This window comes from Novilysobacter erysipheiresistens (assembly GCF_036663935.1).
GTDB classification, from domain to species: domain Bacteria; phylum Pseudomonadota; class Gammaproteobacteria; order Xanthomonadales; family Xanthomonadaceae; genus Novilysobacter; species Novilysobacter erysipheiresistens.
Genome location: NZ_JAXGFP010000009.1, coordinates 1 through 24125, shown reverse-complemented (window position 1 = coordinate 24125; position 24125 = coordinate 1). Strand labels below are relative to the sequence as shown.

Genomic DNA, 24125 nt, shown 5'->3' with positions numbered 1-24125 from the left:
ACGTGATCGTCGAGCCGACCGGGCAGGACGCGTTCACCATCTTCGCCCAGGACCTTGGCCGCACCGGCTTTGTTGCCGGCACCCTGGCGGTGCGCGAAGGCCTGCGCGCGCCGGTGCCTTCGGTCGATCCGCGACCGATCCTGACCATGGACGACATGGGCCACGGAATGATGGGCGGGGCAGGGCACAACATGTCGGCGATGTCGGCCGGGGCGATGGCCGGCATGGACCACGGCAGCATGGACCACGGCGCCGCCGGCATGCAGCAGCATCCCGCATCCGAAGCGGGCAACCCGCTGATGGACATGCAGACCATGAGNATGGACCACGGCGCCGCCGGCATGCAGCAGCATCCCGCATCCGAAGCGGGCAACCCGCTGATGGACATGCAGACCATGAGCCCGGCGCCGAAGCTCGACGACCCGGGCATCGGCCTGCGCGACAACGGCCGCCGGGTCCTGACCTACGCCGACCTGAAAAGCACCTTCCCCGATCCCGACGGCCGCGAACCCGGCCGTACGGTCGAGCTGCACCTGACCGGCCACATGGAGAAATTCGCCTGGTCGTTCGACGGCATCAAGTTCGGCGATGCGCAGCCGCTGCGGCTCAACTACGGCGAGCGCATGCGCATCGTGCTGGTCAACGACACCATGATGACCCACCCGATCCACCTGCACGGCATGTGGAGCGACCTGGAGGACGCCGACGGCAACTTCATGGTCCGCAAGCACACCGTCGACATGCCGCCGGGCAGCAAGCGCAGCTATCGCGTGCGCGCCGACGCGCTCGGTCGCTGGGCCTACCACTGCCATCTGCTCTACCACATGGAAGCCGGCATGTTCCGGGAAGTGCGGGTGGAGGAATGAGCGCGATGAAGCTGCCGCTGGCGGTCGCGGTGGTCCTCGCCTTCGGCGCGTTTTCGTCGCACGCGCAGGAGATGGATCATTCGATGCACGCGCCGCCGCAGGAGACGGAGCCCGACCCGCATGCCGGACACCACATGCCGCCGACGCCGCCCGCCGACCCGCAGGCCGATCCGGTCGACCATTCGGCAATGGGCCATGACATGCATGCCCAGCAGAGCGCCGTCACCGATCTCGACCTCCCCGCATCCGCACCACCGCACGAGCCGATCCCGACGATCACCCCCGCCGATCGCCTCGCCGCATTCCCGGACGTCGCGGGCCACAGCGTCCACGACAACGCCATCCACTCGTACTGGCTGCTCGATCGGCTGGAAGCGTGGGACGCCGACACCGGCACCGGGATCGGCTGGGAGGCGATGAGCTGGATCGGCACCGACCTCGACCGGGTCTGGTTGCGCAGCGAGGGCGAGCGTGTCGACGGCGCGATTGAATCGGCCGACATCGAAGTGCTGTATGGCCGCTCTATCGCGCCGTGGTGGGACTTGCTCGCCGGCGTGCGCCACGACTTTGGCGAAGGCCCGTCACAGACCTTTGCCGCGTTCGGCATACAGGGCCTTGCGCCGTACATGTTCGAGGTCGAAGCAACCGCCTACGTCGGCCAGTCCGGCCAGACCGCGGCGACCCTGGAGGCCGAGTACGAAACCCTGTTCACCAACCGCCTGATCCTGCAGTGGATGGCCGAAGCCGAACTGAATGGCAAGGACGACGCGCGCCGTGGCATCGGCTCGGGCTTGAGTACGGTCGAGGCGGGGCTACGCTTGCGCTACGAGCTCAACCGCCAGTTCGCGCCGTATATCGGCATCGTCCATGAACGCGCCTACGGCAATACCGCCGATTTCCGCCGCGCGGATGGCGAAGACATCGACGACACCCGCGTCGTGGCGGGCCTGCGCATCTGGTTTTGACTGAGGGGGATACCGCATGCCAATCGTGACGCGTCGTTCATTGACTACCGTACTTGCACTGGTACTCGCATCGCTGTTGATCATCGGTGTCTTCATCTGGTCGGGTCTCTACAACATCGGCGCCGACGACACACACACCCGGCCGGTGTACTCGGTGCTGCAGATGTTGCGTGAACGCTCGATCGAAACACGTGCCGCCGAGCTTGAACCGCCACCGGACCTGCTCGACGCGGCGCGCATCCGCCAGGGCGCGGGCAATTACAACGCCATGTGCATGGGTTGCCACCTGGCCCCGGGCATGGCCGGGACCGAACTGAGCAAGGGTCTGTACCCCGCGCCGCCTAACCTGGCGATCGAAATCGTGGATGCGGCCGAGGCGTTCTGGGTGATCAAGCATGGCATCAAGGCTTCAGGCATGCCGGCCTGGGGCAAGAGCATGGACGACGAATACATCTGGAACATGGCCGCGTTCCTGCAGCGTCTTCCGCAACTCAGCGCCGAACAGTACGACGCAATGGTTGCCAGCAGCGCCGGACATGATCACGGTGGCGGTGAGACGATCCAGCCACATGGGCACGATGACGGCACGCCTGCCGACCACCACAAGGCGGCGGCACCCGTCGCGCCGATTTCGGCAGCCGTCGCCGAAACCGTCGAGCATGTCCACGCCGATGGTACGGTCGAGTCGCATCCGGTCGAACCCCAATCGCCGGCCACGCCGGCCCCAGCCAAACCCGACGCCACGCCCAAAGCGGATGATGGCCATCAACATCAACACTGACCCAGGAAACCGACCGACATGAAAGCCAGCAATCAATTGCTCGCGATCGCACTCGCACTGGTCATCGCGCCTTTGGCTTTCGCGCAAACCACGCCGGCCGATACCGGCCATGCGCACGCCGCCGAACAGCCCACCGCCGTCGCGAAGATCGACGTGCCCGCCGAAGCGGAAGCCGCGGTCGCCGTCGTCGATGCGTTCGGCAAGGCGATCGCCGCCGCCGATTTCGAGCAGGTCGAGGCAATGCTCGACCCAGCCGTGATCATTCTCGAAAGCGGCGGCGCCGAACGCAGCCGCGACGAGTACCTGGGCCACCACGCCAAGTCCGACGCCAAATTCCTTGCCGGCACCCATTCCACGTTGTCGCGACGCCGCGCGCGGGTCGACGGCGACACCGCCTGGGTTGCCAGTGAGAGCGAACTGCACACAAACAAGGATGGCAAGCCGATGACCTTGCTGAGCACCGAAACCATGGTGCTGAGCAACACGCCGTCAGGCTGGAAGATCGTCCACATCCACTGGTCCTCGCGGCCGAAGAAATCATAAGGAAACACGCGATGAAAACGACTGTGTTGGCCCTCGCTTCACTGGCGCTCGCTTCAACCGCGCTGACCGTTTGCGCACGCACGCCGACGCCAGCTGCCGCATCCGACCTCGTGGCTTCCTCGGTGGCTGCATCATCTTCCACCGCGTCCACGGGTGCCGTTGCCAAGGCCGCGTCCCCTGCGCCCAAACTGGCCCGCGTGGTGGTCCACAAGAGCCCCTACTGTGGCTGTTGCGGGCTGTGGGTCGAACACATGCGCGAGGCCGGCTTCGCGGTCGAGGTGCGCAACGTCAACAACCTCAATCCGATCAAGCAGAGCGTCGGCGTGCCGCTGGCCAAGGGCTCATGCCACACCGCGCAGGTCGGCAAGTACTTCATCGAGGGCCACGTACCGGCCGAGGACGTGAAGCGACTGCTGGCCGAACAGCCCGACGCCAAGGGCCTGGTCCTGCCGGGCATGCCGAAGGGCTCGCCCGGCATGGAGGTGCCCGATGGCAGCGTCGACGCCTATACCGTGGAACTTGTCGCGAACGATGGCTCCACGTCGGCATATGCACAACACGGCCAGTAACCGGCGGGACTGATCGAGGTCAACCCCCTCGAGCCATTGACCGTGACCGGCAGCCAGCACGCCCCCTGCGATGAAGGCGTCGTCCGCACAACGGATGCCTCCGACGCGTGCCGGCCGATGGCGTCCCGCAAGCGGCAGGCGCTGGTGGCCACCATCCTCGGGTCGAGCATGGCGTTCATCGACGGCTCGGTGGTCAACGTCGCGCTGCCGGCGATCCAGCGCGACCTGGCGGCCGATACCACCGGCATCCAGTGGGTCATGAATGCCTATCTGCTGTTGCTCGGCGCATTGGTGCTGATCGGCGGTTCGGCCGGCGATCGCTACGGTCGGCGACGGGTGTTCCTGGCCGGCATCGTGTTATTCACCATCGCTTCCATCGGCTGCGGTCTGGCCCCCGGCATCGGCACCTTGATCGCAGCACGGGCCGCGCAGGGCATCGCTGCCGCGCTGCTGGTGCCGAGTAGCCTGGCCATCCTCGGCGCATCGTTCGGTCAAGACGAGCGCGGGCGCGCGATTGGTGCCTGGGCCGGCTTCGGCGCCCTGATGTCCGCGCTCGGCCCGGTCCTCGGCGGCTGGCTGGTGGACACGTTGTCGTGGCGCGCGATCTTCTTCCTCAACCTGCCGATCGCGGCGGTCGCGATCTGGCTGACCCTGCGCGCGGTGCCGGAGAGTCGCGATCCCGAAGCCAGCCGGCTCGACTGGGCCGGGGCGGTACTCGTCGCACTGGGACTGGGGGTGCTGACCTGGGCACTGACCGCCGTGTCCCGTCGAGGTTTCGGCGATGCGTGGGTGCTCGCCGGACTGGCGAGCGGGGCGTTGTTGCTGCTGGTGTTCGTGATCGTCGAAACCCGCGTGCGCGCGCCGATGATGCCGCCAGAACTGTTCCGTTCGCGCGATTTCAGTGGCAGCAACCTGCTGACGCTGTTGTTGTATTTCGCGCTCAGCGGCGCGCTGTTCGTGCTGCCATTCGAACTGATCCGCGGCCACGGTTACAGCGCCACCCAGGCCGGCGCAGCGCTGGTGCCGTTGCCGATCGTGATGGGCGTGTTCTCGCGTTCAGCCGGACGCCTCAATGATTGGATCGGCCCGCGCTGGCCATTGACGGTCGGGCCGGTCGTCGCCGGCCTCGGTATGGCGATGCTGGCGTGGCCAGGGCAAGGCACGCCGTACTGGCGAGGCTTCCTCCCGGCGATGCTGGTGCTCAGCCTCGGCATGACCCTGGCGGTGGCGCCGCTGACCACGACGGTGATGGCGGCCGTCGACACTCGCCAGGCCGGGGTGGCGTCGGGCATCAACAATGCCGTCGCCCGGGTGGCTGGCGTGATTGCGGTTGCCGTGCTCGGGCTGGTTTTTTTTGGTGGCGGGCAGGGCAACACATCGTTCGTAGTCGCGGTCTGCATCGCCGCCGGCTGCGCGATTGCCGGCGGTGTGGTGGCGTTCGCGACGATCCAGCCCACCGGAGCCTTGGAAAAGCGCGACCGCGGCAACTGACGCCTAGTCAACGACACCGCAGATCGACAGCGACAGCCAGCCCCACAGCGCGGCGGCGGCGATCACGGCCGGAATCACCCATTTCGCCTTCGACGCAAAAAGCGCCGCCAGCACCAGCGCGAACAGGATCGCCGCCTCCAGCCCGGTCAGACTGACCCGGATCAGGGCCAGCGTGGTGCCGGCGATCAGGCCGACCACGCCGGCGGTGAGGCCTTCCAGGAACAAGCGGATGCGCGGCTGGTGCACCACCCGCTCCAGTGCATCGTGGCCGACCAGAGTGAAGGCGAACGCCGGCAGAAAGATACCGGTTGTCATCACAACAGCGCCCCACGGCCCGCCGCCCAGGTAGCCCACGAAAGTCGAGAAGATGATCAGTGGCGCCGGCAGCAGGCCCGACAACGCCAATCCATCGAGGAATTGCGTATTGCTCATCCAGGAACCCTGCATGACCGCATCGCGCTGCAGGAACGGGATCACCGTGTAGGCGCCGCCGAAGGTCAGCAAGCCGGCTTTAAGGCCGGACCAAAACAGCGCCAGCAGCGGCATGCCGTCGCGACGCACAGGCCCGGTCTCGGCTGCGCCGCCGCTCAGGACCTCAAAACCGGTCAGGCCACCCATGGCCACCGCGTAGCCGATGACTCCAATCACGGCCATCGCGGCCAGTACCCACGCCAGCCATCGGAACTGTCGCTGTGCCAGCAGGTAGACCCCCCCGGCGACGATCAGGATGATCCCGAAGTGGATGCCGGCCAGCTGCGCGGCGGTCGCGCCGATCGCGATTCCCCATAGCCAGCGATCGGTCACCACGTGTTGGCCGATGCGCACCACGGCGCGCACGATCAGCGCGGCCACCGCAACCTGCACCGCCGCGAACACCGCCGCCACGCCCTGCGTTTGCAGGCCAAAACGAACATAGGCCCAGGACAGCGCGAACATCAGCACGAATCCCGGCAGCATGAAGCCCAGCCCTGCGAGCACACCGCCCCAGCGACCCCGCGAACGCATGCCGAAGTACACGCACAATTCGTGCGCCTCGGGACCGGGAAGCACCTGGTAGACCGCGAGCACTCGATTGAAGTGCGCGCTGCTGACCCAGCGCTCCTCGTCGACCAGTTCCTGGCGGATCATCGCGATTTGCGCGACCGGGCCGCCCCAGGCCAGCGCTCCGAAGCGCAGAAAACGCAGGAACAATCGCAGCCACGTTTCGCGAGGTATGGCGTCGCCTTGCGTGTCACCAGTGGCCAGAGGCCCATCGCCGATCGGTGTCGCCATGGCTCGCGGTCAACTCGATTGAGCCGCGGGGAGGGCGGCGGGACCTGCTCGTGATGTCGATTGGGCCACCATTTCGTGCCCGGGTCGAGTGTGGGCGGTGGCCCGTTTTCACGCAGATCCATGACTACTTCGGCGAGGCTTGACTCTGGACCAAGGTCCAGACTTACAAATGTCGGCAGATTCCCACGGAGCCACCCCCATGCAGATCGGCCAACTCGCTCAGCGCGCGGATGTCGCCATCGACACCGTGCGCTACTACGAACGCAACGGCATCCTGCCCAAACCCGAACGCCAGGCCTCGGGCTACCGCCGCTACAGCGAGGACGATGTCGCACGATTGCAGTTCGTCCGCCGGGCCAAGGCGCTGGGTTTCACCTTGGTCGAGATCCGCGATTTGCTTGAGCTGTCCGGCCGCCGCGCCGACGACATGGCGGGGCTCAAGGTCGCAGCGACCGAAAAACTGGCCGATGTCGAGCACAAGCTCGAGGAGCTGACCCGCATTCGCGACGGCCTGCAGGCACTGGTCGCATCCTGCCCGGGGCACGGCCCGCTGGATCGCTGTCCGATCCTGGCCGCGCTGGCGGAGGAGGGCGCATGAACAGCCACGATCATCACGCCCACGGCCCGCACGGTTGCTGCTCCGGCGCCGCCGTGCCTGCGTCGGGCACCGTCATCGACCCGGTTTGCGGCATGCAGGTCGACCCCGCGACCAGCCAACACCACGCGCGGCATGATGGCGAGGACTACCACTTCTGCTCGGCGCGCTGCCGCGAACGCTTCATCGCCGACCCGGACAAATACCTGTCGCCATCCGAACCCGACCCGGCCCTGGCCGGCGCCACCTACACCTGCCCGATGCACCCCGAAGTGCGCCAGGTCGGCCCCGGCACCTGTCCGATCTGCGGCATGGCGCTGGAGCCGGAAATGCCGAGCCTCGACGACGAGGAAAACCCGGAGTTGCGCGACTTCTCGCGGCGGTTCTGGTGGACCTTGCCGTTGAGCCTGGCGGTGCTGCTGCTGGCGATGTTCGGCCACTACCTGCCGGGCCTGTCGCCGACCGCGCGCAGCTGGATCGAGCTGGTCCTCAGCGCGCCGGTCGTGCTGTGGGCCGGCTGGCCGTTCCTCGAGCGCTGCGTGGCGTCGATCCGCAGCGGCAATCCCAACATGTTCACCCTGATCGGCATCGGCGTCGCCGCCGCGTTCGGCTACAGCGTGGTCGCGACGGTGGCGCCGGACCTGTTTCCCGCCTCGTTCCGGGAAATGGGGCGGGTAGGGGTGTATTTCGAGGCGGCGGCGGTGATCGTGTCGCTGACCCTGCTCGGACAACTGCTGGAACTGCGCGCGCGCTCGAAGACCTCGGCGGCGATCAAGGGCTTGCTCGGCCTCGCGCCGAAGGAAGCGCGGCGCATCAACGACGACGGCAGCGAGGAGGACATCCCGCTGACCCACGTCCACGTCGGCGACCGCCTGCGGGTGCGGCCGGGCGAGAAGGTGCCGGTCGATGGCGAGGTCATCGAGGGCCGCTCCAGCATCGACGAATCGATGCTGACCGGCGAGCCGGTGCCGGTCGAGAAAACCGTCGGCGCCAGCGTCATCGGCGCCACCCAGAACGGCACCGGCGCGCTGGTGATCCGCGCCGGCAAGGTCGGCGCCGACACCGTGCTGTCGCAGATCGTGCAACTGGTGGCGCAGGCGCAACGCTCGCGCGCGCCGATGCAGCGGATGGCCGACAAGGTCGCGTTCTGGTTCGTGCTGGCGGTGCTCGCCGCAGCGGTAGCGACGTTCTTCGTCTGGGGACTGTTCGGGCCCGAGCCGGCGTGGACGTTCGCCGTGCTCAATGCCGTATCGGTGTTGATCATCGCTTGTCCGTGTGCGCTCGGCTTGGCCACGCCAATGTCGATCATGGTCGCCACCGGCCGTGCGGCGCAGGCGGGCGTGCTGTTCCGCGACGCCGAGGCGATCGAGCAACTGCGCACGATCGACACCCTGGTCGTCGACAAGACCGGCACCCTTACCGAAGGTCGTCCGGCATTCCAGCAAGCCGTCGCGTTCGAGGGCTTCGCCGCCGACGAGGTGCTGCGACTGGCGGCCAGCCTCGACCAGGGCAGCGAGCATCCGCTGGCCGACGCGATCGTCGCCGAGGCACGCCGGCGCGACCTCGTCTTCGACACGGTCGAGGATTTCGATTCGGTCACCGGACTGGGCGTTCGCGGCATCGTCGACGGGCGAACACTCGCGCTCGGCAACACCGCGTTGATGCAGCAGGTCGGTGCGGATATCGGGAGTCACGCCGATGTCGCCGAGCGGCTGCGGGGGCAGGGTGCCAGCGCGATGTTCCTTGCCGTCGATGGCCGCCTCGCCGGGGTGATCGCGGTCGCCGACCCGATCAAGGCGTCGGCCGCCGCGACGATCGACGAACTGCACGCGGCTGGACTGCGCATCATCATGGCCACCGGCGACGGCCTGACCACCGCACGCGCAGTCGCCGGCAAACTCGGCCTCGACGAGGTGCATGGCGAAGTGCGTCCGCAGGACAAGGCCGCGCTGGTCAACCGGCTCAAGGCCGAGGGCCGGCGCGTGGCGATGGCCGGCGACGGCATCAACGACGCGCCGGCGCTGGCCGCGGCCGACGTCGGCATCGCCATGGGCACCGGCACCGACGTCGCGATGTCCAGCGCCCAGGTCACCCTCGTCAAGGGCGACCTGCGCGGCATCCTGCGCGCGCGGGCGATTTCCGCGGCGACCGTCGGCAACATGAAGCAGAACCTGTCGTTCGCGTTCCTCTACAACGCGCTCGGCGTGCCGATCGCCGCCGGCGTGCTGTACCCGGTGTTCGGACTGCTGTTGAGCCCGATGATCGCCGCGCTGGCGATGAGCCTGAGCTCGGTGTCGGTGGTGGCCAACGCGCTGCGGCTGGCGAAGGCGCCGATCCCGGGAGCGAACCCGGGCACGGTCCGGTCGACTACATGAACATGCAGTCGATCCCGTCGAGGGCGATGTGGATCAACAGGCCGATCCCGAACAGGCGTGTGCGCCGCGGGACGACCAGCGCGCCGTAGACCGCGATGGCCGGGATGCTGTGCAACGGATGGAAGCCGATGCTGCAGCGTCCCGGCGCATAGACCGGATCGGCCAACAGATGGTCGAGGTCGATCAGCCAGCCGGCCAGCAGGATGAGCCAGGCGCGGATCCGGTGCTGCGGATACCAGATCGCCGCGACCAGGCCCGGCACGATGACGTGCAGCAGCAGGTGCACGGCGGAGTGCGGCTGCAGTGAGGTCAGGGCGTCGGTAAGTATCTGCATCGCCGGATAGGAGGAGCGTCAGGTCCGGCTTCGGGGCGCTGTCGGGGCCCCTTAATCATAACGTCGAGAGTTCCGATAACGTAACTCCTGAAATAGCAGGAGAAGTAGCGCACGCCTTCGGGTGTCTGCACTTCCAAGTGTTGGAACGCGCCACGGTAGAGTGCATGGCTGAATCTCATGTCATGGTAACGGATCAAGCCGAGACCTTCCGGTCGGCCGGATGCTAAGGCCGACCGCTTGGGTTCTGTGTGCACGTTGCCGTATTGAAACCGGCCAGAGCTTGCTGGGGTCTTTAGCATCGTCTGCGGCCTTAGTCGCGGTAATTCGACCCCCCGAAGCCCCAACATCCATCGCCGGTCGGGAACGTGCACCAGATTGGGGCAGGAGAGTAGGCCATTTCGGCTAGGGAAGGGCAGCTACGACCTTACGCGGCCCCCCTTACGGCCGCGCTCGAGGAGAATTGTCGGGCATCCGGCAGGCGCCACAGGGCGATGCCTATCCATCGAGTTACTTGTGAACACCGGGCAAAATCCAAATCAGGGAGTGTCGACGGTCCAACGACGCCCAGTAACCTGCGTCGAGACAACTGGGAAGTTTGCCATTGTGCGCGTGGAATGGACTAAACCCGTGACTCAACCCCCGGATAGGAAGTGCATTGGGTCCCTCGAGCCGATGGGACCGTGCAAAGCATCCAAGGGGCTAGCAGATGTCGGCAGTGATTTCTGGCAATGGACTGGGGTTGTTCGATGCGTCGTTGAACCGCTTGGGCGGCGGTGGAATCGACGGCAGCCAGGTCGGCCAAGGGCGTAACCATCAGTACGTCAACATCGCCACCGGCAACCTCGTGCTGCAGAGTCAGGACGAGCAGTTGCTGTTCCGGGGGCTGTCGATCGCGCAGGTGCGCACGTACAACAGCCTGGGGACGCTCTCGCAAGCAGGCGCGGATGGCTGGCTGACGGGCTTTGAGCGCCGCGTGGAGTTGATCGGCGGCGCACTCAACACGACCGGGAGTGTCGTTCGCCGGCACGTCGGCGATGGGTCTTACCAGGACTTCACCTATGCCGGCGATGGGGTCTATGTCGCCACGTCGGGCGATGGTGCGCATGACTCGATGAGCTGGGATGCGGCCGGCAGTACGTGGAGGTACATCGAGGGCAGCAGTCGCCGAGAGGAGACCTATGCCGACCATGCCGATGCCGCGCTGCAGGGCCGATTGATCCAGATCCGCGACTTGAAGTCCGATGGCACGACCCCGGTGACGTGGGACGTGTTGTATGACGCCAGCAATCGGATTGCCGAGATTCGTTCGAACGATGGCACAGCGGCCGGCGATGCGCTGGTGTTTGGTTACGACGCCGAGGGTCGTCTGGCGACCCTGGCCACGCGTGAAGCGGGCGTGCTGCGCGGGCAGGTGACGTACGGCTACGACAGCGCCGACCGCTTGACCACGGTGCTGGTTGACCTGACGCCCAATGACGGAGCCGGCGATCGCGATACCTGGGACACCGCTGCGGCCGCCAGCAATGACGGTTATCTGTTCCGTACTGTCTATACCTACGTCGACGCCACCAGCCTGAAGGTGGCGAGCGTCACCCAAAGCAACGGCACGATCGTCAGCTACACGTACGACAACAGCGGTCGGATCGGGACGGTTACCCGTGGTGACACCAATACCAACGATGCCGACGGGGCTGGCCATACGCTGACTTTCACCTACGATGCGGCGAATCGCCGCACCGATGTGGCGGACAGCACCGGTCGAAGCTGGAGCTACGGTTACGACGCGGCGGGTCAGCTCAACCAGATTCACGCTCCTGCCGTGGACGGGCTGCGCGACATAACGGGCTATGCCTACGATGCGGCGGGGAACGTCACCCAGGTCAAGACCGAGCGCGGCGGCCAGGCCCTGCGTCAGAGCGACTTCCAGTACGACGCCAATGGCAACCTGCTATGGCAATGGGAGGTGCTGAACCCGGGGGTGAGCGCCTCGGCGACGGCCGTCCAGCGGACCTACACGGCCGATAACCAGTTGGCGTCCGAAACGCGTTACGTGGATCTCGATCCGGACGGTGTTGGCATCGGGCAAGCGCCGAGCAACGGACTGACGACCCACTATGCCTACGACGCCCAGAACCGCCTGCGTTTTGTCGTCAATGCCAACGGTGACGTCAAGGAGATCGAGTACTTCACATCCGGTAACGGCATCGGCCAGCAGGCGAAGGCCCGGCAATACCTGGGCGGCGGCTATGCCGGGGCGACGTACACGCTATCGGAGCTGACAAGTTGGGCCACGAACGCCCGAAAAGCGGACAGCACGCTGTTCGAGTCCAGCTACGACCTCAACGGCCGACTGTCGCAGACCAAAGCCTATGCGGCCGTGGACGGTGCGGGCGCGGGTATCGAGGATGATGCCAGCGAAATCACGAACTACGTGTACGACGCTCAAGGCCTGCTGCGACAGAAGGTGGCCTTGCGCAGTTCGACCGTGGTGGCGAACGACGGCCGCGATATCCGGCAGGTCACCGCTTACAGCTACGACGGCATGGGACGCGTGCTTTCGGAGCTGGTCACCGAACAGGTGGGTAGCGGGGCCGTGCAATCGCACCGAACCACCACGTGGGCGTATCTCGATTCCGCCAATTCGTTGCGCACGATCATCGAAGGCGGCGTTGCGGGCGATGGGCTGACGACGAATGACCTGTTGCGCACCGAGGTGCGCAATGCCGCCAACGAGCTCATCGCCATCACCGAGTCTGCGGTGACGGGCGGTGGTGCCATCCGCACGACCCTGAACTTCTACGATACCGCCGGTCGCCTGCGTGCTGCGCAGGATGCAGGCGGTGGCCGCAGCTACTTCTTCTACGATGCAGAAGGAGCGCTGTCGGCCCAGGTCGATGAAAGCGGCGCGCTGGTCGAGTTCATCCGCGACGATCTGGGCCGCATTGTCACCACGACAAGTTTTGCGACGCGCCTGGACACCTCGGGCTGGCTGGTCGACGGCACAGTGGTGCCTTCCGGCGTTGCCGCGATACGCCCGGGCACAACGCCGGAGGATCGCACCCAGCAAGTCGTATATGACGCCACGGGCCGACTGCTGCGTCAGATCGATGCCGAAGGCGCGATTTCGAGCTACAGCTACGACGGCGCCGGCCGGCTTCTGCAGGTGCTCACCACCGATGCCGCGGGCACGGCCGCAACGGCCCGGTTGACCCGCTACTTCCACGATGCGGCCGGGCGGCAGACGGCCCAGCTCGACGCCGAAGGCTATCTCACCGAGTACCGATACGATTCTGCTGGACGAAAAGTGGCCCATATCGGCTACGCCAATGCCACAGCGTTGGCACAGCGGGCTTCAGGCACCCTGGAACAGCTGCGCCCATTGACCAGCACCGCCGACCAGATGACCCGCTACTTCCACGACGGTCGCGGTCAGCTAGTGGCCGAACTGGATGCCGAAGGCTATCTCACCGAGTTCGTCTTTGACCACGCGCGCCACCAGCGGGCGGTCAAGGCCTATGCCAAGCAACTGACCGGCCTGACCGGCGCGGAATCGCTGTTGGCCCTGCGCACTTCGGCGCAAGCGGCTGGCGTGCGCCAGACACTTCGCAGCTTTGATGCTCTGGGTCGGTTGGTTACTGAGCTCAATGCAGAGGGTACGGTCACCCGCTACAGCTACGATGCCGCCGGACGTCTGCTCAGCACGCAAATGGCCGTCGGCACCAGTGAGGTGCGCGAGGGCAATCGACGTTACGACGTGTTCGGGAATCTGATCGGAGAGCTGGGCGGCGAAGGCTCCACCCAACTGCTGGACGGGATGACCGAAGCCCAGCTGGATGCGGTGTATGCGCAGTACGGGGTGCGCCACAATTTTGATGCGCTCGGACGGCGCATCGAAAGCATCGATGCCGAGGGCAACAAGACCTGGTACTTCTACGATGCGGTCAGTCGCCTCACCCAGACGGTGAGGGGGGTGATCGATGCCCAAGGCGTGCGCAACGCCGAGGGCGAGGTTACCGAGACCCGTTACACCGCTTTCGGCGACGTGCAAGACACGATTGCCTACACCGGCCGCCTCGCCATCGGATCGCCATTCGGCCGCGACCAGGTCGCAGCGGCCGTGCAGGTGCTGCAGTACGTGGCGACCCAAGACAGTCGCGTCGATTACACCTATGACCGGCGCGGGCAACTGACGGAGCGGGTGGACGCCCAAGGGTATCGCGATACGTGGCGCTATACGGCTTTTGGCGATCTGGACCAGCACCTCCAGCAGATCGACGGCTCACGGAGCCTGGCCACCGAGTACGCCTACGATCGGCGCGGCCTGCGTGCCACTCAGGTGGACGATGCCGATGGGCTTGGCCGGTCCCACAGTTGGAGCTACGACGCGTTCGGTCGTGTCGCCAGCGCCATTGACGGGCGCGGCAACTCCATCACCTTTGGCTATGACCGCCTGGGCCGCCAGGTATCCCGCAGCCAAGCCGTGTCGGGGCGTACCGAGTCCACGGCCACCGCCTACGATGCTTACGGCCGCACGCTGACGCAGACAGACGCGCTGGGCCGTGTCACCGCCTACCAATACAACGACGCGACCCGTAGTGTCGCAGTAACCACGCCGGAGGGCGTGGTGCTGACGACCCATCGCACCCGGCACGGCGAGACGTGGCAGGTGGCCGACGCCCTGGGCAACAGCACCGAGTATCTGTACGACGCTGACGGCCAACTGGTGCAGACGCAGGCTGCGGACGGCGGCACCTCCCTGCGCCACTACGATGCGCGTGGACTGCTGGCCAGGACCTTCGACGCGGCCGGTCGCGAGATTGAATACCGCTATGACGCGGTCGGTCGCCTGCTACAGCGCATCGAGGATCCGGATCCGACCGGATTACAACTGACCACGACCTACGCCTACGACGGCCAGGGCCGCCAGGTCAGTGTGACCGACGCCGCCGGTGTGCGGACGCTGATGACCTATGACCGCAACGGTCAGCTGAGCGGGGTGGTGCGCGACGCCGGTGGACTGGCGCTGACGACGACCTATGCCTGGGACGGTCTGGGCCAGAAATTGCGTGTGACCGAAGGGGCAGGCACCGCCGCTGCCAGTACGGTTGCCTATGCCTACGATGCATTGGGTCGTCGCATCAGCGAGACCGTGGATCCCGGTGCCGGCAAGCTCAGCCTGACCACCACCTATGGCTACGACGGCAACGACAATGTCGTCAGCCGCACCGATGCCGAAGGCCGGGTGACCCGGTACACCTACGACGAGGCCGATCGACAGGTATTTGCGGTCGATGGCGCCGGTGGCGTGGTGCGTAGCTGGTACGACGCCAACGGGCGCGTCGTGGCGACCCGCGCCTATGCGCAAGCGATCAACCTCACCGGGCTGCCGACAGCCACAACGACGGCCGCGATCCAGTCGCTGTTGACGAGCAGCGATCCCCGGGATGTGCAGCAGTACCGCGTTCATGATGGCGATGGCCGTCTGCGGCTGTCGATCGATGGCGCCGGGGCAGTCACCCAGTGGCGTTATGACACTGCCGGCCGTCAAGTCGGCAGCGTCCGTTATGCCGATCCGGCATCGCTGACCGCGGCGCTTCGCGGTCAGCTGCAGTCAGGTACGGCGACGGAGTCGGGCGTGCTGTCCAGCGTGGCCGCAGACCCGACGCGCGACCAGACCGATTTCCTGGTGCTCGACCGGCTGGGACGCGTCCGCTTCACGGTCACGGGCGACGGAAGAGTCTCCGAGCAGCGCTATGACCTGAGCGGTCGTGTCACCCAGACCTGGATCTACGCCACGGCGCTCAACTTCAGTGCCGCCGAGCGTACCGCCTTGGCCGCAGGTACGTTTGCGGAAGCCGCGATGACGTTGCGGGTCGCACCGCAGGCAAGCGCCGCCCGCGTTCAGTATGTAGTGCTCGATGCCGTCGGCCGCGAGCGTTACAGCGTGGTGCGTGACGGCGTTTCAACCGGTGTCGTCAGCGAACGCAGGTTCGACGCCATGGGGCGCGTGGTGGAGCAGCTCCAGTATGGGGTCAGCGTGACATTCGATCCGATGCAGTCGGAAGCGGCGCTCGCGGCGGCGCTGCAACCGGCGATTGACAGTGGCGATGCGCGCCAGACCGCTTTCGTGTACGACCAGGCGGGACGACAGCGTTTCGTCATCGATGCGACGCGGGCGGTCACCGAGTCACGTTATGACGCCACCGGACGGGTGACGCAGACGCTGGCCTACGGCCAACGCCCGTCGAGCAGCATCACGACCGGTGTGGAGCTGGAGGCCTGGGCGCAAAGCCAGGCGTCCGCCGACGTGCGCAGCACCCGCAATGCCTACGATGCCGCGGGCCGCCTGCAAGTGCGCACCGACGCGCTCAATCAGACCGAACGCTACGAATACGACGGCAGCGGCCTGGTTGTCGCCTATACGAACCGCAACGGCCATACCTGGAACTACGAGTACGACGCCGCCGGACGGCGCGACGCCGAGATCAGCCCGCAAGTGAGCGTGGCCACGGTCAATGCCGCCGGCACGGTTTCCAACACCTCGCGCCGCCTGACCACGCGGATCGCTTATGACGCGCTCGGCAACGTGACGGCCCGCACCGAGAACGCGGGCACCGCGGAAGCACGCACCACGCAGTACGTCTACGACAATCGTGGCAACCAGATCCGCACGATCTTCCCGGATGCCTGGAAGATCAACGAAGCCACTGGCGAGTTGGAAGCCACCGGCCAGACGCCGTCCATCGAGGTGACCTACGACGCGATGGGCCGCGCCGTGGTGCAGCAGGACGTCCGTGGCCACCACAGCTACAAGGTCTACGACGCCCAAGGTCGACTCGCGTTTGAAGTCGATCAGGAGGGGTTCGTCACGGGCTACAGCTACAACGCCTTCGGCGAACAGAGCAGCTTGCGGCGGTATGCGACCCGGATCAAGACCACCGGGCTGAGCGGCTGGTCGGCCGGCCAGGCACTGGCGCTGGCGCAGCTGCAGACGACGGGCGTGCTGACGGCGACGGTGTCGGACCGGACCCTGTCCACCACCTATGACCCGCGCGGCAACAAGCTGCGCGTGGTGCAGTCGCAGGTCAGCTACTACACGGCGGCCGGCGTGGCCAGCGCCGGCTCCCCGACCACGCAGTTCAGCTACGACGCCTACGGCGACCTGGTCGGCGAGTCCGTCCTGCTCGAGGGGACGGCCGGGCAGGCCAATGCGCGCTGGGCCGATACCTTCCGCTACTACGATGCGCTAGGCCGCAATACGTTCACGGTGGACGCCGAAGGCTACGCCACCACCACGCGCTACAACGCCACCGGCGAGGTGGTGGAAGTGGTCGAGCATGCGCGGGCACTGGATACACAGGGACTGGTCACAGGCGCGCCCCCGGCGACTGCGGCGCCCGGCGATGCCGTCATCGGCTACGACCGTGTCCAACGGTGGGCCTACGATGCCTTGGGGCGCAAGGTCACCGAAACCCAGGTTCGCCACTACGGACGAGCCGACGGAACCCGGACAGTTCGCGATATAGAAACCCGATTCGGCTACGACAACGAGGGCCACGTTACCGAACTGACCACCGAAGCGGGCACGACCCGGACCCAGTACAACGCCCTTGGGCAGGCCGTCACCGTCGCCGAGCCCGCACGCGTCACTCTGGTTTCCGATGCGGAAACGCGCCTGCTCGCGTCCACCGCGAACAGCCTGCATCAACTCGACATGTACGAGTCGGTGTCTCCGTACACCACGATGAACTATGACGCCTTCGGCAACGTTGTGCGTACCCACCGCTACGCCAACGGCCTGCGCGAAGGACAACAGGCCCCTACGACCAGCGCGCAGGACCAGATCCACGTTACCCGTTACGACCGCCAAGGCAGGGCGGTCATGGCCCGCGACGCGGAAGGCAATCGTGCCTACAGCGCTTACGACGCCGCCGACAACATGCTGCATCGCTGGTACCGGCTCGACGGCAGCGTAGACAGTCGCGACGCCACGGTGCACCAGCGTTATGCCTATGACAACGTTGGTCGTCAGGTCAGCACGACCCAGGCCCGCATGCTGTCGGGCGGTGGAGAGTCCCCAGACATCGACGAAGTGGTGCTCTACAACGCCTTCGGCGAGATCACCCGCAAAACCCATGCAGGCTTGAGCGGCGCGTTGACCTACGTCTACGATGCGGCCGGGCGCCTGATCGCATCCAACGAAAACGGAGGCGAACTCAGTTTCGGGTACAACCTCGCGGGCCACCAGGTGCGCAGTTCGCGTCGTGCCTACCTGAGTGCGAGCCAGTCCACCACCGCGGTGACCTCGAACACGGTCGACCAGCTTGGACGTGCTGTCCGCATAACCCTGCCGTCACACACCACAGTCACCTCGGTCCGCGCCGAGATGGTGAAGACGCTTGACCGCTGGGGCAACGTGCTCCAGATCGTCGATGGGCGTGGCTACCAGACCAACTACCAATACAACGGCTTCAACCAGATCGTGCGCGATGAACGTCCGATGGTGGAAGTCGTGTCGGACACTGGGGTTGGCGTCTGGACCCGGCCGGTCAATCAGTGGTTCTACGATGCGTTCGGTCGCCTGGTCGCGACCAAGGATGCCAATGACAACCTGCGCGTCAACGAATACGACGATGCCGGCCGCCTGCAAGTGTCGAAGGATGCCTACGGCAACGCCACGCAGTATGCCTACGACGCCCTTGGCAACCAGCGCATCACCCAGAACCCGTTGGGTTACCTGACCTTCCGGAACTACGACCGGCTGAACCGTGTTGTCGCGATCGGTGACTACCTTCCAGACGTTGCCGGCACCGCGCGTGATCGAACGCTGCTGCAGAGGTACGTGCTCAACCAGAATGGTGATCGCCTGAAGGTCACCGACGCCCTCAACTACAACGCGCTGTACGACTACGACAGTCGCAGTTCGCTGTTGCGCAGCGAAACCTCAATGGGCGTCGTGGCCGACCATGCCTACGATACCCAGGGCCACAAGGTCTGGCAGGGCAACGAGCTCTCGGGCACGGTCATGACCGATAGCGACGGCGAGCAGGTGCGCGAACACGAGCTAACCTGGGACTACGACGTCCACGGTCGGCTGCTCGACCACAACGACCTCAGTGGCCGCGACTACGACTATGCCTACGACGCCGGTTCCGGCATGCAGACCACGGAGACCGCTCAAGGCGGCCTCGTTGGAGGCGGCGCTACAAAGACGATCGAGTACTACGTCAACGGGAAGGTTCACCGGGTGGTCGAGTCGGCCACGCGGGAGTACCGTTACGAGTACGACGCGGCCGGCAATCGAACGCTTGAGCATACGAAGTTCATGGACCGCAGCGGCGAGTTGGTGCAAACCATTACCCGCACCTTCTACGACAGCCACAACCGCGTCCAGCGGGTGATCCAGGAAGACCTGTCGTCCGGTAAGCGCGTCTTCGACCTGACCTACGAATATGACGCCGTGGGCAACCGCCGTCACGTCACGGCGCTGTCCGGCTACGGGCTAGGCGTTGAGGCAGTTCCCGAGACCAACGCAGCGCCCGTGGTCATTAGCAAACCCAGCGACCGTGTCGTTCGCAAGGGTATGGAGTCGCAGTTCCGCATCCTGTTCAGCGATGTTTTTCGGGATGCCGATCAGGACCGTTTGACGCTGGATATCAGTCAGGCTGACGGAAGCGCGCCGCCGTCCTGGTTGTTGGTTAACCGCGATCCCCAGACCGGCGAGATCGTGTTCACGGCACAGCCGGCCGCGAATGCGGCCGATCAGGACATCATCATCAAGCTGGTGGCGAAGGAAGCCGACGCGCCCACCCGCCTGGCCAGCACGAGTTTCGTGCTCAAAGTGCGCACCAACACGCCGCCGGTCGTGCATGGCGGTGCCACCACCGACCTGAAAGCCAAGACCGATCGCCCCTGGTCGCATGATCTGATCGCCACCGACTACTTCCGGGACGACGATGTCGGCGATCAGCTGACGCTGAGTATCGACAACGCCGCCGCGCTGCCAGCCTGGCTGCAGGTCGATGCCAGCAGCGGGTCTGTCATCCGCTTTAGTGGCACGCCGACCACTACCAGCACGTTCAACTTGACCCTGCGAGCCACCGACGAGAAAGGCGCGACGGTGGCGCGGACCATCAGGATCATCACCGCGCCCAACCACGCACCGACAGGGCCGTGGAGCCTGCCCGCGCTTCAGGCAGTAGCCGGCCGCCAGTTTGAATGGACGTCCTTGCTGTCGGAGATCTTCGTCGATGCCGACGGCGATGCGCTTGACGTCACCGCCACCGGCCTGCCCAACTGGATGTGGTTCCAGAGCCTGGACGAACAGGCCCACCCGGAACTCAGGCTGTTCGGCCACGTGCCACCGGACACCGCTGACGGTGCCAGCTACACCATCACCTTCAAGGCCACCGACACCGACGGTGCATCGCGAACCATCACGGCCCAGCTGAAAGTGCTGGTCAACCGCGCCCCCAACCCCGTCGACTGGACCGCCCCGGGCTTGCGGGTTAACGATGCTTATGACATCACCGTTCCGATCAGTTCGCTGTTCATCGATCGCGAAGGTGACCAGATTGCAGTCGACCCGGGCGCGAACATTCCCGATTGGCTGTCCGTTGAGGTTGACGAGGTTGCGCAAACCATCCGCTTCCATGGCACGCCCACCAGCAACGTCAACCATGCCGGCCTGTTCGAGTTCGAGCTTCATGGCCGTGATATCGAGGGTCTGACCAGCACCGCCACCGTATCGTTGAGCGTCGGTACCGACTACGCGCCGACTCGCACCAGCAACGTCAGCCTGCCAGACCGTACCCTCGAGGAGGGGCGTCAATTCAGCTTTACCTTGCCTGCCGGCCTGTTCGTCGATGCCGACGGTGACGATATCGGCCTGAGCGCACGCGCGATCTGGCAGTTCGACCAGGTCGAGCCGGGTTACGAAGTCCACCAGGTGAGAACGGCCCCGTGGCCGTCATGGCTGCATTTCGATGGCGCCAGCCGCACCTTCAGCGGGCAACCGCCAGTCGGCACCACCGGTCCCCTGATCATCCGGGTCACCGCCTACGACGGGCGTCTCATCAGCGCCGCCAACAAGGAATTCGTCGGCACACCCGGGTTTAGCGGCGACGTCGATTTCCACATCAACTTCAGCCCGTACCAGAACAGGACGCCGATCTATCAAGGCGGATTGCCCAACCGGACAACCAATATCGGCGTGCCGGTTTCCTGGACGCTGCCCGCAGGAAGCTTCGTCGACCCGGATGGGGATGCACTGGGCTACGCGTTGTGGGTCGAGATCCCGGAGCATCGCCAACGCTACTGGAACGACCCGGATCAAGCCTGGGACTTCAGGACGGTTCCAGCCGAATGGGTGGAGGCCTCGCGCGTCGGCCTCGCCATCGATGCCGACAGCGGCCGTATCACCGGCACTCCGGCCATCCTGAGAGCCCCCGACGCCGTGCCGGAGGGCGGGTGGATCAGCTACCGCGCGAGGATCGTGGCCAGCGATGCCAATGGTGCGTCGGACGATGGCGTCTTCGGCATCAACCTCAATCTCGCGCCGGTGGTCATCGCCGATACCGTCGAGATCGGCGCCGGTCGGACGTTCAGCGAGAAGCTCATCACCGACCCCAACGGCGATGACCTCACCTACAGCGTCACCCTGGTCGGCGGCGGCCCGTTGCCGTCGTGGATGACCCTGGGCGCCGACGGTGTGTTGAGCGGAACCGCGCCATCCAGCAACGACAGCTGGGAGTTGCTGGTGACCGCCACTGATCCTGCCGGGCTCGGCGTGACCGCGACAATTGCGGTGAATGTAGTCAACTATCCGCCCGCCTATGTCGGCGGGATTCCGGCGACGCTTCCCGGCGCTGCCACGGTGGCGTTCAGCTACCAGATTCCGGCCGGAGCGTTCTCCGATCCAAACGGCGATGAGCTGAGCTACGGCGCAGCGCTGGAGGTATGGATTCCCCCGCAATACGACGATGAGGGAGTCAAGATCCGCGGGACGGGCGTATACAGGCGAGAGGCACTGCCCAGTTGGCTCAACTTTGCCGGCAGTACCCGCACGCTAAGCAGCAGCGCGCCATTGCAGGGTGTCTACGAGATCGTCTTCTTCGCCAGCGACGGCGTCGCCAGCGCGGAGGTGAAAACCACGCTTTTCATCGGCGAGGCCCCCAACTACGCGCCCACCCCGCCGAACCTGGGCACCCAGTCGGCCGGTCGCAACCAGTACTGGAGCTACCAGGTCCCGGCGTTCTCCGACGTCAACGACGACACCCTGACCTACAGTGCCGGCAGCCTGCCGGCGGGCATCACGTTCAACGCCGCCACTCGCACCTTCAGCGGTACCGTCGCCGCGACCGGCAACTACACGCTGGAGATCACCGCCAACGACGGCAACGGTGGCATCAGCAGTGCGAGCTTCGTGCTGGAGGTGGTGAACAAGGCGCCGGTGGCTCCGTCGATCCCCAATCGCAGCGCCGCCGCTGATACCCTCTGGAGTTACCAGATCCCGGCGTTCAGTGATCCCAATGGCGACGCGCTGAGCTACGCCGTCAGCGGCCTGCCCAGCTGGATGAGCTTCAACGCCGCCACCCGTACCCTCAGCGGCACCCCCGGGCCGGTCGGCAACTGGTCGATCACCGTCACCGCCAACGACCCTTCCGGCGCAAGCGCCACGCGCAGCTTCACTGTCAGCACCCCCAACGCGGCGCCGCGACTGGTCGCAACGCTCGGCAACCGCAGTGCCGCCCGCAACGTCGCCTGGAGTTACCAGGTGCCGGTCAATGCTTTCGACGACCCCAACGGCGACAGCCTGAGTTACACCGCCAGTGGCCTCCCGACGGGGGTCAGCTTCAATGCGTCCACGCGCACCTTCAGCGGCACGGTTGCAACGCTTGGCGGCTACACCATTACCGTTACCGCGCATGACGGTCGCGGCCAGTCGGCCAGCACCAGCTTCGTATTGTCGGTGGTCAACTCGGCCCCGACCTACAACGGCGGTCTGGGCAACCGCTCCGGCGTCGCCGGCCAGAACGTTTCATGGGCCTTGCCCAGCGGCGTCTTCAGCGACCGCAACGGCGATGTACTCGGTTACACGTTGTATGTCGAGCGTCCCGGCTACCACACGATCGCCGAAACCACGCCGGGCGAGTTCGAGCGGGTCTGGGTACCGCCGGCCTGGTTTGGCGCCAGCGCGGTCAACCTGGCGATCAACGCCAGCAGCGGCACGATCAGCGGCACCCTTGAGCGGATGGTGGCCGGCGAACAGTCTTTCGGCAGCTACCGGGTCAAGATCGTCGCCAAGGACCCCAGCGGCGCCGCGGTCGAGGGTGTGTTTTCCTGCTCGATCAACACCGCGCCGACCGCGCCGACGATCTATACCCAGTACGTCAAGGAAGAACTGAGCTTCACCAAGACCCTGCCGGCCTTCGGCGATATCAACGGCCACGCGCTCAGCTACAGCCTGTCGGGCCTGCCCGGTGGGGTGGTGTTCAACGCCTCCACCCGCGTGATCAGCGGCAAGCCGACGGTGCCGGGCAACTACACCCTGACCTATACCGCCAACGACGGCTACGGTGGCGTGACCGCCAAGACGTTCACCCTGGTGGTGCAGGCCAATACCCGCCCGACCGCACCGGCCATTCCGAACCAGTCCATCACCAAGGGCACGGCCTGGAGCTACTACGTCCCGGCGTTCAGTGATCCCAACAACGACGCGCTGACCTACACCGCCACCGGCCTGCCGCCCGGGCTGGGTTTCACCGCCAGCAACCGGCGCATCAGCGGCACCCCGAGCCAGACCGGCACCTGGACGGTGACGGTCACCGCCAACGACGGTCGCGGCGGCGTGACCTCCAAGGCCTTCACCATCACGGTCAAGGCCGCGCCCATCCCCAACCGGGCTCCGGTGGTCAGCTACCCGTTGCCCGACCGGGCGGTCAACGGCGGCAGCCTGCTCGATTACACGTTCGCCATCAACAGCTTCACCGACCCGGACGGCAATGCGCTGGCGTACACGGCCAAACTGTCCAACGGCGCTGGATTGCCGTCGTGTTTGTCCTTCTATGCCTGTACGCGACTGTTCAAGGTTGTCCCCCCGAACCCCTCTGTCGGCTACGCGATCGACATCCGCGTGACGGCCACCGACCCCAAGGGGCTGAGCGCGAACGATGTGTTCCGGGTGACGGTGCGCGCGGCCAGTGGCGGCGGTGGCGGTGGGGGCGGCGGCGGTGGCGGCCCCTACGGTCCCATGTCCGTCTCGCAACCGCTGAGCTTCGACATGGGCCGGGCGGTGGCGCCCGACATGGTCGTGCTCGATCCGGTCGAGCAGAG

At 65.9% G+C, this 24125-nt stretch carries 11 protein-coding genes; 9 read left to right on the top strand and 2 right to left on the bottom strand.

Going from position 1 to position 24125, the window contains the following annotated elements; all coding sequences use genetic code 11:
• From SNE34_RS14515 to SNE34_RS14490, 6 genes are all read left to right on the top strand, one after another.
• Positions 1–866: multicopper oxidase domain-containing protein (locus tag SNE34_RS14515; protein WP_332618337.1), on the top strand; the 866-nt coding region annotated here is incomplete at its 5' end.
• Entirely contained in the window at positions 863–1831 is a 969-nt protein-coding gene (locus SNE34_RS14510) for a copper resistance protein B (protein WP_332618336.1), read from the top strand. The genes SNE34_RS14515 and SNE34_RS14510, both read left to right, overlap by 4 nt.
• 40 nt (positions 1832–1871) lie before the next feature.
• Positions 1872–2612, top strand: coding sequence for a c-type cytochrome (locus SNE34_RS14505; protein ID WP_332618335.1), 741 nt, complete (start codon positions 1872–1874; stop codon positions 2610–2612).
• An 18-nt stretch (positions 2613–2630) separates the two neighbouring features.
• The gene (locus SNE34_RS14500; protein WP_332618334.1) at positions 2631–3155 is read left to right on the top strand and encodes a nuclear transport factor 2 family protein; all 525 of its coding nucleotides are present in this window, start codon (positions 2631–2633) and stop codon (positions 3153–3155) included.
• 11 nt (positions 3156–3166) lie between these two features.
• Positions 3167–3724 (top strand): DUF411 domain-containing protein, encoded by a 558-nt coding sequence (locus SNE34_RS14495; RefSeq protein WP_332618333.1) that lies wholly within the window; start codon positions 3167–3169, stop codon positions 3722–3724.
• Between the two features lie 117 nt (positions 3725–3841).
• Positions 3842–5215, top strand: a complete 1374-nt coding sequence (locus SNE34_RS14490; RefSeq protein ID WP_332618332.1) for an MFS transporter — start codon at positions 3842–3844, stop codon at positions 5213–5215.
• A 3-nt stretch (positions 5216–5218) separates the two neighbouring features.
• Here the strand turns inward: SNE34_RS14490 and chrA are convergent, their stop codons facing one another.
• Positions 5219–6487, bottom strand: a complete 1269-nt coding sequence (gene chrA, locus SNE34_RS14485) for a chromate efflux transporter (protein ID WP_332618331.1) — start codon at positions 6485–6487, stop codon at positions 5219–5221.
• Positions 6488–6686: 199 nt separating this feature from the next.
• Between chrA and SNE34_RS14480 the strand changes: the two genes are divergently transcribed.
• Positions 6687–7085: a heavy metal-responsive transcriptional regulator gene (locus SNE34_RS14480; protein WP_332618330.1), complete on the top strand. Its 399-nt coding sequence runs from the start codon at positions 6687–6689 to the stop codon at positions 7083–7085.
• Positions 7082–9457, top strand: a complete 2376-nt coding sequence (locus tag SNE34_RS14475; protein WP_332618329.1) for a heavy metal translocating P-type ATPase — start codon at positions 7082–7084, stop codon at positions 9455–9457. Before SNE34_RS14480 ends, SNE34_RS14475 begins: the two co-directional genes overlap by 4 nt.
• Here the strand turns inward: SNE34_RS14475 and SNE34_RS14470 are convergent.
• Positions 9450–9791, bottom strand: coding sequence for a DUF6122 family protein (locus SNE34_RS14470; RefSeq protein ID WP_332618328.1), 342 nt, complete (start codon positions 9789–9791; stop codon positions 9450–9452). The genes SNE34_RS14475 and SNE34_RS14470 overlap by 8 nt on opposite strands.
• Positions 9792–10497: 706 nt before the next feature.
• On the opposite strand from SNE34_RS14470, the gene SNE34_RS14465 reads away from it, so the two are divergent.
• Positions 10498–24125: putative Ig domain-containing protein (locus SNE34_RS14465; RefSeq protein WP_332618327.1), on the top strand; the 13628-nt coding region annotated here is incomplete at its 3' end.